11 protein-coding genes are annotated in these 14,929 nt (G+C 66.4%); 8 read left to right on the forward strand and 3 right to left on the reverse strand.

The annotated features are described in order from the left end of the window. Position 1 precedes the first annotated feature (1 nt). A complete protein-coding gene (locus tag ACFPME_RS07470) occupies positions 2–1,153 on the reverse strand; it encodes a DUF819 family protein (protein WP_377303725.1) in 1,152 nt (383 codons plus the stop codon). 175 nt (positions 1,154–1,328) lie between these two features. On the opposite strand from ACFPME_RS07470, the gene ACFPME_RS07475 reads away from it, so the two are divergent. The 8 genes from ACFPME_RS07475 to ACFPME_RS07510 all read left to right on the forward strand — a co-directional run bounded on the left by ACFPME_RS07475 (position 1,329) and on the right by ACFPME_RS07510 (position 12,757). Then, complete coding sequence (locus ACFPME_RS07475; protein ID WP_377303727.1) at positions 1,329–2,852, forward strand: transglutaminase-like domain-containing protein; 1,524 nt, start codon at positions 1,329–1,331, stop codon at positions 2,850–2,852. A gap of 53 nt (positions 2,853–2,905) precedes the next feature. Further along, a complete protein-coding gene (locus ACFPME_RS07480; RefSeq protein ID WP_377303729.1) occupies positions 2,906–5,938 on the forward strand; it encodes a TonB-dependent receptor in 3,033 nt (1,010 codons plus the stop codon). A gap of 82 nt (positions 5,939–6,020) precedes the next feature. Next, on the forward strand, positions 6,021–7,325 hold the full coding sequence (gene lysA / locus ACFPME_RS07485) for a diaminopimelate decarboxylase (RefSeq protein ID WP_377303731.1): 1,305 nt from the start codon (positions 6,021–6,023) through the stop codon (positions 7,323–7,325). Continuing rightward, a complete protein-coding gene (locus ACFPME_RS07490) occupies positions 7,322–8,539 on the forward strand; it encodes a dipeptidase (RefSeq protein WP_377303733.1) in 1,218 nt (405 codons plus the stop codon). The genes lysA and ACFPME_RS07490 overlap by 4 nt, the downstream gene beginning before the upstream one ends. Next, on the forward strand, positions 8,523–10,097 hold the full coding sequence (locus ACFPME_RS07495; protein WP_377303735.1) for a serine hydrolase: 1,575 nt from the start codon (positions 8,523–8,525) through the stop codon (positions 10,095–10,097). Before ACFPME_RS07490 ends, ACFPME_RS07495 begins: the two co-directional genes overlap by 17 nt. Then, positions 10,097–10,816 carry a M15 family metallopeptidase gene (locus ACFPME_RS07500; protein WP_377303737.1) on the forward strand — a complete coding sequence of 240 codons (720 nt, stop codon included), beginning with the start codon at positions 10,097–10,099 and terminating at the stop codon, positions 10,814–10,816. Before ACFPME_RS07495 ends, ACFPME_RS07500 begins: the two co-directional genes overlap by 1 nt. A 46-nt stretch (positions 10,817–10,862) precedes the next feature. Beyond that, positions 10,863–11,921, forward strand: coding sequence for a serine hydrolase domain-containing protein (locus ACFPME_RS07505; RefSeq protein ID WP_377303739.1), 1,059 nt, complete (start codon positions 10,863–10,865; stop codon positions 11,919–11,921). 44 nt (positions 11,922–11,965) lie between these two features. Beyond that, complete coding sequence (locus tag ACFPME_RS07510; RefSeq protein ID WP_377303741.1) at positions 11,966–12,757, forward strand: N-acetylmuramoyl-L-alanine amidase; 792 nt, start codon at positions 11,966–11,968, stop codon at positions 12,755–12,757. Here the strand turns inward: ACFPME_RS07510 and ACFPME_RS07515 are convergent. Together ACFPME_RS07515 and trpE are read right to left on the reverse strand one after the other, a co-directional pair. After that, a complete protein-coding gene (locus ACFPME_RS07515; RefSeq protein ID WP_377303743.1) occupies positions 12,754–13,398 on the reverse strand; it encodes a hypothetical protein in 645 nt (214 codons plus the stop codon). The two genes, ACFPME_RS07510 and ACFPME_RS07515, sit on opposite strands and share 4 nt — an antisense overlap. A gap of 20 nt (positions 13,399–13,418) precedes the next feature. After that, on the reverse strand, positions 13,419–14,894 hold the full coding sequence (gene trpE, locus ACFPME_RS07520) for an anthranilate synthase component I (protein WP_377303746.1): 1,476 nt from the start codon (positions 14,892–14,894) through the stop codon (positions 13,419–13,421). Positions 14,895–14,929: the final 35 nt, after the last annotated feature.

Below are 14,929 nucleotides of genomic sequence, written 5' to 3' on the forward strand. Positions count from 1 at the left end.
ATCAGGTGGCCGCCAGCGTGGACAGGATCGTCGCCACCAGCAGGCCGAAGCCGGTGCCCAGGATGTAGCCGAGCAGGGCCAGCAGGATACCGACCGGCACCAGCGCGGCCGAATAGCTGGCCGCCAGGATCGGCGTGGCGGCCACGCCGCCAATATGCGCCAGCGAGGAGATCCCGCACAGGTACAGGTCGAAGCGGAACAGCTTGGCGCAGCCGACCAGCAGCACCGCGTGGATCGCGATGACGGTGACGCCGCACAGCAGATACAGCGGCGCCGCGGCGATACCCTGAAAGTTGCTCTGCGAGGCCAGCACCGCCACCACGCTGATCAGCATCGCGCTGGAGATCGTGCTGGCGCCGGGGAACTCCGCCAGCGGCGTGTGCGCCACCACCAGGCCCAAGCCGGTGGCCAGCAGGATGGTCCAGGTGGTCGCGCTGATCATGCCGGAAACCGGCAGCCAGCCGGCCAGCCAGCCCGACAGTGCCGCCACCGCCAGCGCCATGCCCAGCCACAGCAGCACGCTGTCGTAGGTGGTCGGCGCCTTGGCCTTCACCGGCGCCAGCGGGATGTCGCCGCTGGATCTCGCCTTGGTCCAGCGGTTGAACGCCGGCGCCAGCCGCGCCACCGAGAACAGCACCACCACCCACATCGAGTAACCCAGCGCATCGGTCAGCAGAGACATCGCCAGGTACGTATCGGACATGCCGATCGCCTGCTTCACCGCGATCATGTTCGCGCTGCCGCCGACCCAGCTGCCGGAGAGCGCGGCCAGCGGCTGCCAGTCGTTGCCGGGCAGCCAGTGGCGATAGATCAGGAAGGTGCCGATGAAGGCCACGAACAGGCTCAGCGAGGTGCAGGCGAACACGCCGAGCACGCGCGGGCCGAGCCGCCAGATCGCGCGCAGGTCGCAGTTGATCATCAGCAGGAACAGCAGGGCCGGCACCAGGTGCGAGGTGAGCATCGACTGCGCCGCGCGGATCTCGTCGTTGACCTGCCACAAGCCCGACACCGCCAACGCCGTGACCAGCAGGTAGGTGAGCACGATCGGCGGCAGCACGGAGAACATGCGCCAGCTGAATCGACGCTCCAGCGCGGGAAACAGCCCGGCGGCCAACAACATCAACGCCAGATACGGCCATACCGTGTGGATCATTGCATCCCCTTGGACAGGTGCTGATGAGTGGTTCGCGGGCAGACGCAGACCGGCGGGTTTGCGCTTTCAGGAATAGGTGATTCTTTTCGAGTTGAATTGAAGCATAAATTATTGACCGCTATTTGCAAGCGTGTTACACAGCGGTTTCAGGGGTTCAATGTGGGGACGCTGGACGATGGATACGCTGCTACCTGTCGCGCTGAAAATACGCCGCCGAGGCCGCTGGCCGCGCGTCGCCGTGTCCCTGCTCAGCCTGCTGCTCGCGGTGCAGCTGGCGTTTGCCGCGACAGCCGACGACCGGCCGCTCGCCGCTATCATCACCCAGATCGACGCGGGCCATTTCCACGCTGCCGACGCTGCGATCACTGCCGCATTGGCGCAACCGGCCCTGCCCGCCGATGCAAGAACCGCACTCGCCTTCCAGCGCGAACGCATGCGCCGCATCCGGCTGGATTTCACGCTGGACGCCGACGACGTCAAGGCGCGCGTGCGCAAGGAAATCCCCGACCTGACCGACGCGCAGTTCGCCAAGTGGGATGCAGCCGGCCTGTTCGAGCATCAGGTCATCGATGGCAGGACGCTCTATTTCAAGCGCTCGCCGGGCAACCTGTTCCGGATCAGCCCCGAAGCGGTCGCGCGGCGCGCCGTGCAGACGCCGATCAGCGACGGTCCGATGGAATCGCTGAACGACCACCAGCGCGCGGTCTACCACGCGGCGCTGACCGAACACCGCAGCAGCGTGCTGCCGCGGCGCGTGCGCATGACCCAGATCCTGACCGTCGACGCCGATGCCGTGCCCGCCGGCGAAACCGTACGCGCCTGGATTCCGTACCCGCAAGCCGTGCCGGGCCAGCAGGAGGACATCCGCTTCGTCGGCAGCGAGCCGGCGCGGCATGAGATCGCTCCCGCGTCGGCGATGCAGCGCACCGTCTTTCTGGAGAAGCCCGCCAGGGCCGGCCGGAAGACCGAGTTTTCGGTGACCTACGAGCTGACCGTATTCGCGCAATACCACGCCATCGACGCGGACAAGGTGCAGGCCGAAACCGTCACGCCGGAGCTCGCCCCGTTTATCGCCGAGCGCGCCCCGCATATCGTGTTTACCGACGCCATGCGCGCGTTCTCGCGCAAGGTGGTCGGCGATGAAAAGAATCCCTATCGCATCGCGCAGAAATTGTTCGCCGCGGTCGACCGGATCCCCTGGGCCGGCGCGCGCGAATACTCCACGATCAGCAACATCAGCGACTACGCGCTGCACGCCGGCCACGCCGACTGCGGCCAGCAGACCCTGCTGCTGATGACGCTGCTGCGGCTCAATGGCATCCCCGCGCGCTGGCAGTCCGGCATGGTGTTCTCCGACAACGGCACCGGCTACAGCAACATCCACGATTGGGGCTACCTGTACCTGGCACCGTACGGCTGGGTGCCGATGGACGTGACCACCGGCCGGCTGCATCCGGCACCGTCCGACGACAAGGCGCTGGAGTGGTTCTACCTCGGCGGGCTCGATGCCTATCGCCTGGCTTTCAACAACGACTACGGGCAACGCTTCCAGCCGCCCAAGCAGCATTTCCGTTCCGACGACGTGGATTCACAACGCGGCGAGGCCGAGTGGAAGGGCGGCAACCTCTACTTCGACCAGACCGGCTACGACTTCAAGTGGCAGATCCTGCCAGCGGCGCAGGGACGCAACAGCAAGTAACCAGAAGCACTTCATAACATGGCATCGACGGCGTCGATGGGGGAGATTGGGAGATGAGCAACAGTTCGACTTTGCGCAGGAACGTACTTTGCATGGCGCTCGGCCTTGGGCTAGCGTCGCTGGCCGTACCCGCCTTCGCTGGCAACAATGACGGCTCGGTGGTGGGCCATGCCCAACCCGGAGCGGTGATCACCGCCGTGAATCCGGCGACCGGCCTGACCCGCACGATTACTGCCGACGAGCGCGGCAACTACCGCTTCCCGTTCCTGCCGGTGGGCGATTACACCCTCAGCGCCAGCAAGGATGGTCAACCGCTGGGCCAGTCGCGTACCGTCACCGTCAGTCTGGGCAACGCCACCACGCTGGACCTGGGCGCAATACCGAACGCCACCGAACTGTCGACCATCAACGTCACCGGCACCGGCTTGCCGGTGATCGATGTCACCTCGACCGAATCGGCCACCAATGTTTCCCGCGCGGAACTGGTGCGTCTGCCGGTCGACCAGAACGTCACCTCGGTCGCCCTGCTGGCGCCTGGCGTGGTCAAGGGCAGCGCCAGCTTCGGCGGCATCTCCTTCGGCGGTTCGTCGATCGCCGAGAACGCGTTCTACGTCAACGGCCTCAACGTCACCGACTTCTACAATCGCAATGGCTTTTCCGAAGCGCCGTTCGCGTTCTACGACCAGTTCCAGGTCAAGACCGGCGGCTACTCGGTCGAGTTCGGCCGCACCACCGGCGGTGTGGTCAACGCCGTGGCGCGTTCCGGCACCAACGAGTTGAAGGGCGGTGTGGAGATCACCCTGGAACCCGGCAACTGGCACTCGCGGGCAGATGACCACTACGACGCCGACGGCCATCGCTACCTCACCGCCAGCCGCGACCAGGACTCGCTGGTGAAGACCAACTTCTGGGCATCCGGTCCGATCGTCAAGGACAAGCTCTTCATCTTCGCCATGTACGAGGCCCGTGGCAGCAGCCCGCGCAACACCGACAACGCCGGCAACTCGCTGACCACCAACAGTGCGAATACCGGCTTCTGGGGCACCACGATCGACTGGAACATCACCGACAGCAACGTGCTGCAGCTGATGGCGTTCTCGGACAAGAGCAAGAACACCGGCGACGTCTACAGCTACGACTACGACACCAACACCATCGGCACTCGTACCAACAAGGTGTTCAGCGATACCGGCGGCAAGAACTGGGCGCTGACCTGGACCAGCTACCTCACCAACGACCTGTCGATGAAGCTGATGTACGGCCGCAACGAGCGCGAGGCATTCACCCGCTCGCAGCTGGACCTCGACTGCAACTACGTCTCGGCGAACAACGCCTTCATGCAGCTCCATGACCCGGGCGTGCAGCTGGGCTGTACCAGCAATTCGACCGTGTACGAGCGCAACGACATCCGCAAGCAGGCGCGTGCCGACTTCGAGTGGACGTTGGGCGATCACCTGCTGCGTTTCGGCTACGACCACGAGAACGACACCTCCGACTACAAGCGCCACTATGCCGGGCCGGGCGCGTACTACTACAACTTGTATGCCACCACGGCGGGCACCACCATTTCCAACGGCGGCGTGGTGCCGGCGGGCTACGACGCTTACGTGCGTGCGCGTCGCTACGAGATCGCCGGCACGTTCACGACCAAGAATGCCGCGTACTACATCGAGGACAACTGGCAGGCCACCCCCAATCTGGTGCTCAACGCCGGTATGCGCAACGACAGCTTCGACAACCAGGACGCCGCGGGCAGAAGCTACATCAAGATGAACCGGCAGATCGCGCCACGGCTGGGCTTCTCCTGGGACATGAAGGGCGACGGCAGCACCAAGCTGTTCGGCAACCTGGGCCGCTACTACCTGCCAGTTGCCAACGTGATCAACATCAAGCAGGCCGGCGGCCTGCTCGACGAGCGTACCTACTACGCGTTCGATGGCTGGGATTACCAGACCCTCAACGGCGTTCAGTACGCCATCCCGAAACTCGGTCCGCAGATCGGCCCGGTCGATGATTCGCAGGGTAACGGCACGGTGGGTGACCTGCGTTCGGAAGTCGACCACGACATGGACCCGGTCTACCAGGACGAGGCGATCCTGGGCTTCCAGCAGTTGATCAGCCCGCAGTGGTCGTGGGGTGTCAAAGGCACCTACCGCCGCCTGCACAACGCGATCGACGACATGGAGATCAGCGCCACATCGCAGTGCGGCGAGAACGGCTACATCGGCTGGGTAATGGCCAATCCGGGCAAGAAGGTCACCGTATGGGGCGACACCAACTGCGACGGCAGCGCCGACGGCTACCTCACCGTGGATACGTCGAAGGAAGGCTGGGCGATGTACGACGCCTCCGGCAATTATCTGGGCCAGCGTGGCTGGGTGAAACCGAAGCGCACGTATGCCGCCGTCGAGCTGCAGCTGAATCGCGCGTGGGACGAGAAGTGGTCGATGAACGCGTCCTACACGATGTCGTGGAACCGCGGCAATGCGGAAGGTCCGGTCAACTCGGACACCAACTTCGACGACACCGGTCGCACCGAGAACTTCGACGACCCGTGGGTCAACCTGGGCGGCAATGGTTACCTGCCGAACGACCGTCGCCACCAGTTCAAGCTGCGCGGCACCTATGCACTCACTCCGCACTGGCAGCTCGGCGCCGACATGAACATGGCTTCCGGCGGGCCTATCACCGGCTTTGGCGTGGGCAATCCCTACGATGAAAAGAACTACCACAGCTATTTCATCTGCGTGCAGAACTGCGATTCACCGGTATCCCAGGATCGCGTCTACGCGCGCTCGCCGCGCGGCAAGTACGGCCGCATGCCATGGACCTTCACCCTCAATGCCGGCATCAGTTACATCCAGCCGTTCGAGGGCGGCGAGTTCCGGGTGAAGCTGGCGGTGTACAACCTGCTCAACATGAAGCGCACGACGGCGGTGGATCAGGATCTGCAGACGGACATCGGCGACGTGAAAGATGCCAATGGAAACGACACCGGCGTCGGCCAGCTCAATCCGACTTTCAGGCAGCCGCTGGGCTTCCAGTCGCCGCGCTTCACCCAGCTGACCATGTCCGTCAATTTCTGATCGACCTCCCCGATCGCGGCCCGCCCGACTGGCGGGCCGCTCTTTTTTTGGCACGACCGCATCAATTACCGATAACCAGCCCATGCCCACGCAGAAGACGAGCCACCCGGCAGCGCAGGAAACCGCCCCGGAAGCGAATAGTGCCCACGGCATGTTCGACGGCGTCGACCTGCAACGACTGGCCGAACGCATTCCTACCCCATTCCACGCCTACTCCGCCAGCGCGATCCGCCAACGCATCGGCGAACTGCAGGCGGCGCTGGCCGGGCTCGACGCCACCATCTGCTTCGCGGTCAAGGCCAACCCGAACCTCGCCATCCTGCAGCTGATGGCCAACGCCGGCGTCGGCGCCGACATCGTCTCGGCCGGTGAAATGCGCCGCAGCCTGCATGCAGGCATGCCGCCGGAGCGCATCGTGTTCTCCGGCGTCGGCAAGAGCGCGGACGAGATTGCCGGCGCGCTGGCCGTCGGCATCCATCGCTTCAACGTCGAGTCACACGACGAACTGCTCACCCTGCAACGCCTGGCCGAAGCCCAGGGCGTGACGGCGCGCGCCGCCGTGCGCGTCAATCCCGATGTCGACGCGCACACGCACGCCAAGATCTCCACCGGCAAGGCGGAGAACAAGTTCGGCGTGAGCATCGACGAAGCGCGCCGCTGGTTCGCCGAGCGTGGCCGGCTGTCGCATGTGCAGCTCGACGGCCTGCACGTGCACATCGGCTCGCAGATCCTCACGCTGGAACCGTTCCGGCTGGCACTGCAGCGAGTGGCCGAGTTCTGGCGCGAGCTCGAACAGGACGGCCATTCGATCAACAGCATCGACGTCGGCGGCGGCCTCGGCGTGAGCTACCGCGCCGGCACCGACCAGCCCGTATCCGCCTCCGACTACGTGAACGTGATCCGCACCGCACTCGCCGGCTACAAAGGTCGCGTGCTGCTGGAACCGGGCCGCTACCTGGTCGCCGAGGCCGGCGTGCTGCTGACCCGGGTGATCCGCGTGAAGGCGGGCGTCGAGCGGCAGTTCCTGGTGCTCGACGCAGCAATGAACGACCTGCAGCGACCCAGCCTGTACGACGCCTGGCACGACATCGTGCCGGTGTCGAATGCGTCGCGGCCGTTGACCACCTACGACATCGTCGGCCCGGTGTGCGAAACCGGCGACACCTTCGCCCGCGGACGCGAACTGCCCGGGTGCGCCCCCGGCGACCTGTTGCTGATCAAGGCCACCGGCGCGTACGGTACGTCGATGGCCTCCACCTACAACTCGCGGCCGCTGGCCATCGAGATACTGTTGAACCAGGGTCGCTACGCGGTGGTGCGCCGCCGTCAGCACTTCGAGGAAATGATTGCCGGCGAGCAGCCGGCGCGGAACTGGGAAACGACATGAAGACCATCGCGCGCCTCGCCACCCTCGCCAGCCTGACCCTGTGCGCCGCGCTGCCCGCGCACGCCGCCGAACAGGATCCGCCGATCACCATCGACACCCATGTCGATATTCCCTTCACCTACATGGCCGAGCCGCGCTTCGACGCCGGCAAAGACACCCGCCTGCTGGTCGACCTCGGCAAGATGGAACGCGGCGGCCTCAACGCGGCGTTCTTCGTGATCTGGGTGCCGCAGCACACGCTCGATGCGACCGGCTACGCCAAGGCGGTGGATCGGGCCGAGCAGAAGTACGACGCGATCGGCCGCATGCTGATGCAGTATCCCGACCGCATCCGCCTGGCCACCACGCCGGAGCAATTGCTGGCCAGCCACCAGGCCGGGTTGCTGTCCGCGACGATCGAGATCGAGAACGCCTACTCGCTCGGCCACGACATCCACCGCCTCGACGCCGCATTCGATCGCGGCGCGCGCTCGGTCGGCCTGGTCCACGTCGGCAACAACGACCTGTGCAGCAGCTCGCTGCCCGACACCGAGCATGGCGAGCCGGCGATGAACAGCGCCGGCGACAAGGGCATGAGCGACTTCGGCCGCGCCGTGGTGAAACGCGCCAACCAGCTCGGCATGCTGGTCGACATCTCCCACGCCTCGGACAACTGCGTGCGCGATGCGCTCAAGCTATCCAGCACGCCGCTCATCGCCTCGCACTCCGGCGCCCGCGCCGTGCTCGACCACCCGCGCAACCTGCCCGATGACCTGCTGCGCGCGATCGCCGCCAGGGGCGGCGTGATCGACGCCGTGGCCTACAAGGAATTCCTGAAGAAGGACCCGGGCCGCGAGGCCGCCGAAAAGAAACTGCAGCACGCCATCGCCAAGCAGGCCGGCGAGAAGGAATACGACAGCGACAGCGACGACTACCGGCCGGAGATGGAAGCCGGCATGGCCGAGATCCAGAAGCAATACCCGCTGGCCACGCTGGACGACTACGTGAAGCAGATCCGGCACATGGTGAAGGTTGCCGGCATCGACCACGTCGGCATCGCCTCCGACTTCGACGGCGGCGGCGGCATCACCGGCTGGAAGGACGCCGGCGAAACCCGCAACGTCACCGCCGCGCTGCGCCGCGCCGGTTTCAGCGACGCCGACATCGCCAAGCTGTGGGGCGGCAACCTGCTGCGCGTGTGGAGCGAGGTCGAGCACCATGCCGATCGCCCTTAAGCCGCGTCTGCTGCTGGCAGCGGCACTCGGGCTGGGCTGCACGCTCGCCCACGCGGCCACGCCCGGGGCGGAAACCGCCGCCCTCGACAAGATCGTCGACGCTACCGTCGCCCGCTACCGGCTGCCCGGCATCGCCGTGGGCGTGATCGAGAACGGGCAGGTCGTCTACACGCGCACCGTGGGCGAAACCGTCGCCGGCTCGGGCCGCAAGATCACTCCGCAGACGTTGTTCAAGATCGCCTCCAACAGCAAGGCGATGACCACCGCGTTGCTTGGGCGTCTCGTCGACGCCGGCAAGCTGCGCTGGGACGATCCGGTGACGAAGTACCTGCCGCAGTTCCGCATGCACGATCCGTGGGTCACCGCGAACATGCGCGTGGCCGACCTGCTCACCCATTCCAGCGGCCTGCCCGAAGGCGGCGGCGACCTGATGCTGTGGCCGGAGCCGAACGCGTTCACCCGCGCCGACATCATCCACGGCCTCGCCTTCATCAAGCCCGGCTACGGCTTCCGCTCGCGGTACCAATACGACAACCTGCTCTATGTGGTGGCTGGCGAAGTGGCGGTCGCCGCGGGTGGTGCTTCATACGAAACACTGATGCGGCGCGAAGTGTTCGAGCCGCTGCACCTGGACCGCTGCCAGGTCGGCGCGTGGAAGCGCGACGCGGTCGGCAACGTGGCGCAGCCGCATCGCCGGGACAACGGCCGCAACGTGGCGATCGGCGAGGACGCCGCGGAGATCCCGGCAATCACCTCCGCGCCGGCCGGCGGCATTCGCTGCGACCTCGAGGACATGCTCGGCTGGGCGCGCAACTGGCTGGTGCCCACGCCGGCACAGCTGACCTGGCTGTCGCCGGCGCAGCGGCAGGTGCTGCAGGCGCCGCACATGCTGATCCCGGTTTCCGAGCAGCGCCGGGCATGGGACAACACGCACGTCATGGCCTACGGCTACGGTTGGCGCATGGCCGATGTGGATGGCGAATGGAACGTGTGGCACACCGGCACGCTGAACGGCATGTACTCGATGCTTTCGCTGCTGCCCGATCGACGCAGCGGCTTCGTGTTCATGATCAACGGCGAAGCGGGCGATGCCCGCACCGTGCTGGGCGAAGTGCTGACCAAGCACTTCACCGCGCCCGGCGACAGCCGCGGCGTGGACTGGTATGCCGACGCGCTGGAGCAGCGGGCGAAGCAGCGATCACCCGCCTCGTCTACCCCGGACACCGCGGCACAGCAACCGGTCAGCGCCGCCGGGCTGGCGCGCTGGCGCGGGCGGTACCGTGACCCGTGGTTCGGCGACATCACGCTGTGTCCGCGCGACGGGAAGATGTATTTCGCCGCCGCGAAATCGCCGACGCTGACCGGCACGGTGATGCGCCTTGGCGACCGCTACCTGGTGCACTGGAACGATTCGGCCGACCTGGATGCCTGGCTGGATTTCCATGCGGCCGCCGGCGGCCAGCCGATCGCCCTGCGCATGGCCAAGCTCGATCCCCAGGGCGACTTCAGCTCCGATTACGAGGACCTCGACTTCCAGCGCGTCGGTGGTTGCCGCTGATGCGCCGCCCGCTCGCCGCCATCGTGCTGTTCGCCGCCATCGGCGGGTCCGCAGGCAGTCTCGCAGAACAGCCGCCGGCACTGTCGCCGGCGAAGACCGCCGCCGCGGCCAACCTGGTCGACATCCGCACGCTGGTGCCGGACATCGCCGAGGACATCAAGTACGCCGGCAGCGACAACTTCGTCGGTGCGCCTGTGGACGGCTACCGCGCGCCCAAATGTTTCCTGCTGCGCCCGGTCGCCGAGGCGCTGGCACGGGTCGAACGCGACCTGCGCACCCGGCACCTGCGCCTGAAGATCTGGGACTGCTACCGCCCAGCACGTGCGGTGGCGCATTTCGTCCGCTGGGCACACGATGCGGCCGACCAGCGCACGAAGGCGCAGCACTACCCGACGCTGGACAAGTCCAGGCTGCTTGGCGACTACATCGCACCGATATCCGGCCACAGCCGCGGCAGCACCGCCGACCTCACGCTGCAACGCTGCGCCAGCGACGACACGCACTGCGAACCGCTGGAGATGGGCACCGACTTCGACTACTTCGGCGTGCGCGCAAACACCGACGTGCCCGGCCTCACGCCGCGGCAGCGCGACAACCGCGCACTGCTGCGCAACGCGATGGAACAAGGCGGTTTCCGCAACTATCCGCTCGAATGGTGGCACTACACCTTCACTCCCGAGCCCACACCGCACACGATCTACGACGTGCCGGTGCAATGACCCCGGCCGTGCCCCGCGCCGACGCGATCCAGCCTGGAGATTTGGCATGCGCATGCTGACGTTGATTTTCGCCGCGCTGCCCCTGTTCGGCAGCTGCGCGGCCAGCGCCGCCGAACCGGCGCACGACAGCGTCATCGATCCGCTGATGCAGAAATACGCCGGCAACGGTCCGGGCGCCTCGCTGCTGGTGCTCAAGGACGGCAAGGCGCTGATCCGTCGCGGCTATGGCATGGCAAACCTGGAACGGCATGAGCGGGCCTCGCCGGCGACCAACTACCGGCTGGCCTCGGTGAGCAAGCAGTTCACCGCGGCGGCGATCCTGCTGCTGGCCGAGGACGGCAGGCTGAAACTGGACGACTCGATCCGTCGCTGGCTGCCGTCGCTGCCGGCGACCACCGCCAAGGTGACGCTGCGGCAACTGCTGAGCCACACCGGCGGCCTGATCGACTACGAGGACCTGATGCCGGCCAGCACCACCGAACAGCTCAACGACCATGACGTGCTGCGCCTGCTGTCGGCCACGCAGAAGAGCTACTTCGCTCCGGGCACGGCGTATCGCTACAGCAACTCGGGCTACGTGTTGCTGGGCCTGGTGGTGGAGCAGGCCTCGGGGCAGGGTCTGCCCGCGTTCCTGCAGCAGCGCATCTTCCGACCGCTGCACATGGATCGCACGCTGTTGTATGTCCGCGGCGGCCCCGAGGTCAGCCATCGCGCCTACGGCTACAGCGAGCAGGACGGCGCGTGGACGCGTACCGACCAGAGCGTCACCAGCGCCACCCGCGGCGACGGCGGCATCTATTCGTCGATCGACGACCTGGCCAAGTGGGATGCCGCGCTGTACGACGACCGCCTGCTCAGCGATGCCTCGCGCAAGCTCGCTTTCAGTCCGCATGCGAAAGTGGTTGGCGAGCCTTACGAAGCCAGCTACGGTTTCGGCTGGCGCATCACCGGCGATACGCTTTGGCACTCGGGTGAAAGCATCGGCTTCCGCAACGTGATCGTGCGCTGGCCAAAACAGCACCTCACGGTGATCCTGCTCAGCAACCGCAACGATCCGGAGCCATACCGCACCGCGTTGTCCATCGCCGAACCTTTCCTGCGTTGAGGAATCGGCTGCCACACAAGCGCCCTGGTCCGGAGTCGTCGCTGATGCGCCATCCATTCGAGCTGCCCGCAAACCGTCGCCTGGCGTGGCGCTGGGTCGCGCTCGCGCTGATCCTGCTGCTCGCCGCCTGTGCCCGGACACCGCCGCGCAACCCCATCGCGACATGGGTGCCTTCGCCCAACCACGACATCCGCCGCCCGGTGCTGATCGTGCTGCACTTCACCAACCAGCACTCCGCGCAGGAGAGCCTGGATACCTTGCGCACCAGGAACAGCGGCGGTCCGGTGAGCTCGCACTACCTGGTCGGCAGCGACGGGCACATCTATCAGCTGGTATCCGATCAACTGCGTGCGTGGCATGCCGGCCCGGGACGCTGGGGCACGATCACCGACGTCAACTCCGCCTCGATCGGCATCGAGCTGGACAACGACGGCTCGACCCCGTTTGCGCCGCCGCAGGTCGCCAGCCTGCTGCGTTTGCTCGGCGACCTCACCGAACGACTGCATATCCCGCGCACGCAGATCGTCGGCCACGAGGACTTCGCGCCCGGGCGCAAGGACGACCCCGGCCCGCTGTTCCCATGGAAGCAGCTGGCCGACGCCGGCTTCGGCCTGTGGCCGCAGGCACCGCTGCTCGATCCGCCGGCCGGCTTCGATCCGTGGATGGCGCTGGGACTGGTCGGCTATCCGCTGGAGGATCGGGCAGCCACCGTGCGCGCATTCCACCATCACTTCCGCGGCATGCAGGGCGATACGCTCGATGCCGAGGACCTGCGCATCCTCTATGGCCTCGCGCAACAGATCGAATCCGCAGGCAACACGCCCACCGCTGGCTAGAACGCCAGTACCTGCCCGGTATACGTCTCGACCAATGCACTGAACGGCCGACCATCGCCGGTGAACAGCAACGCGCGGTGCTGCAGCACGAAATGCGGTATCGCCAGCGCACCCGCAGCCGACTGCGTTTGCGTGCGCTGCAACTCCCAGCCGGCGGGCAACGGCGACCACAGCAGTTCCGCGCTCAAGGTCTCGCGGCGAAAATGCAGCGGCCGCACTACCTTGCCGAACGGCACGTCGCTGCTGTCGAGCTGTCGATTCATCGCGGCCGTCAGCCGGTTCGGCAAGTACCAGTTGTCCGCCTCGGACAGCACGCGATCGCCGCACTTCAACTGCACCCGCCGGTACTTCACCGGCTCGTTCGCATCGATCGCCAGTTGCGTGCGCAAATCGCGTGGCAACGGCTTGTCGCCGCCACGCACCCGCTGCGCAATGACACGCGCCGGCGAGGCCATGTGATGCGCGCCGCACCACCGCTCCAGCGTCAGCGTCGCGCTGTCATGGCTGAGCAGGTCGGCGTTGAGGGTTTGCAGCAGAGCCAGGGCCTGGGTACGGCCGAGCGGGGTGTCGGGCCAACTCGGCACGGCCGCGTCGCGTGCGGTGGCGGCGCCGCCGCCGATCATCGAAAGCAGCGCGAGCACACACAGCCACCGGAAGGGTCTCAAAGTCCCTTCGCCGCCTGCGCCACCGCACGGAACAACGCACGCCCCTTGTTCATCGTCTCCTCCCACTCGGCGGCGGGGTCGGAGTCGTAGACGATGCCGGCGCCGGCCTGCACGTGCAGGCGGCCATCCTGGATCACCGCGGTGCGGATCGCGATGGCGGTGTCCGCATCGCCCCACCAGCCGATCCAGCCGATCGCGCCGGCGTAGATGTTGCGCTTGTACGGCTCCAGCTCCTGGATGATTTCCAGGGCGCGGATCTTCGGCGCGCCGCTGAGCGTGCCGGCGGGGAACGTGGCTTTCAGCACGTCCATGTAGCTGAGGTTCGGCTTGGCGGTGCCCTGTACCTGCGACACGATGTGCATCACGTGCGAGTAGCGCTCGATCACGAACGACTCGCTGACCTCGACCGTGCCGGTCTCGCTGATCCGGCCGATGTCGTTGCGGCCCAGGTCGATCAGCATGACGTGCTCGGCGCGCTCCTTGGGGTCGGCCAGCAGCTCGGCTTCCAGCGCCTGATCCTCCTCCTCCGTCGCACCGCGCTTGCGCGTGCCGGCAAGCGGACGCACCAGCACCTTGCCGTCCTTCAGGCGTGCCAGGATTTCCGGCGAGGAGCCGACGATCTGGGTATCGCCCAGATCGACGAAGTACATGTACGGCGACGGGTTCAGCGCGCGCAACGCGCGGTACACGTCCACGGGACGCGCATTGAAACCGATGCTGAGGCGCTGCGAAGGCACCACCTGGAAGATGTCGCCGGCACGGATGTATTCCTTCGCACGCTCGACCATCACCTCGAACTCTTCCCTGGTGAACGAGGACTTGAAATCGCTCTCGTCCAGCGCGATCGACTGGGTGAGCTGCGGATACGATGCGCCCCCCTGGCGCAGGCGGTAGACCAGCGCATCGAGCCGGCGCAGCGCCTCGGCATAGGCCTGCGGTTGCGCGGGGTCGGCGTGCACGATCAGGTACAGCCGGCCCTTGAGGTTGTCGAACACCGCCACTTCCTCGGCCAGCATCAGCAGCACGTCGGGCGTGCCGAGCTCGTCGGCGCGATCCCACTGCGCCAGCCGCGGTTCGATGTAGCCGATCGTCTCGAAGCCGAAATAGCCGACCAGGCCGCCGGTGAAGGCAGGCAGCTGGGGCAGCCGCGGCACATCGTACTGCTGGCGCAGTTTCTCGATCTCGCCCAGCGGATCGTCCAGATGGCGGCGCTCGGTCACCTCGCCGGAATCCTCCACCTCGAGTTCATGCCCGCGCAGGCGATACACCCGCTTCGCTGGCAGCCCGATGATCGAATAGCGTCCCCAGGTGGCGCCGCCCTCGACCGATTCGAACAGGAAGGTGTACGGGCCATCGGCCAGTTTCAGGTACACCGACAGCGGCGTGTCGAGGTCGGAAAACACCTCGCGCACCAGCGGAATGCGCGTATGCCCCTGGGCAACCAGCGCGTCGAATTCGTCTCGGGAGATCACGGATGAGCCATTTGTACGGGAGCGGGTTGCTGAAG

The sequence above is a fragment of the Rhodanobacter umsongensis genome (assembly GCF_042654965.1).
Taxonomy (GTDB): Bacteria; Pseudomonadota; Gammaproteobacteria; order Xanthomonadales; family Rhodanobacteraceae; genus Rhodanobacter; species Rhodanobacter umsongensis.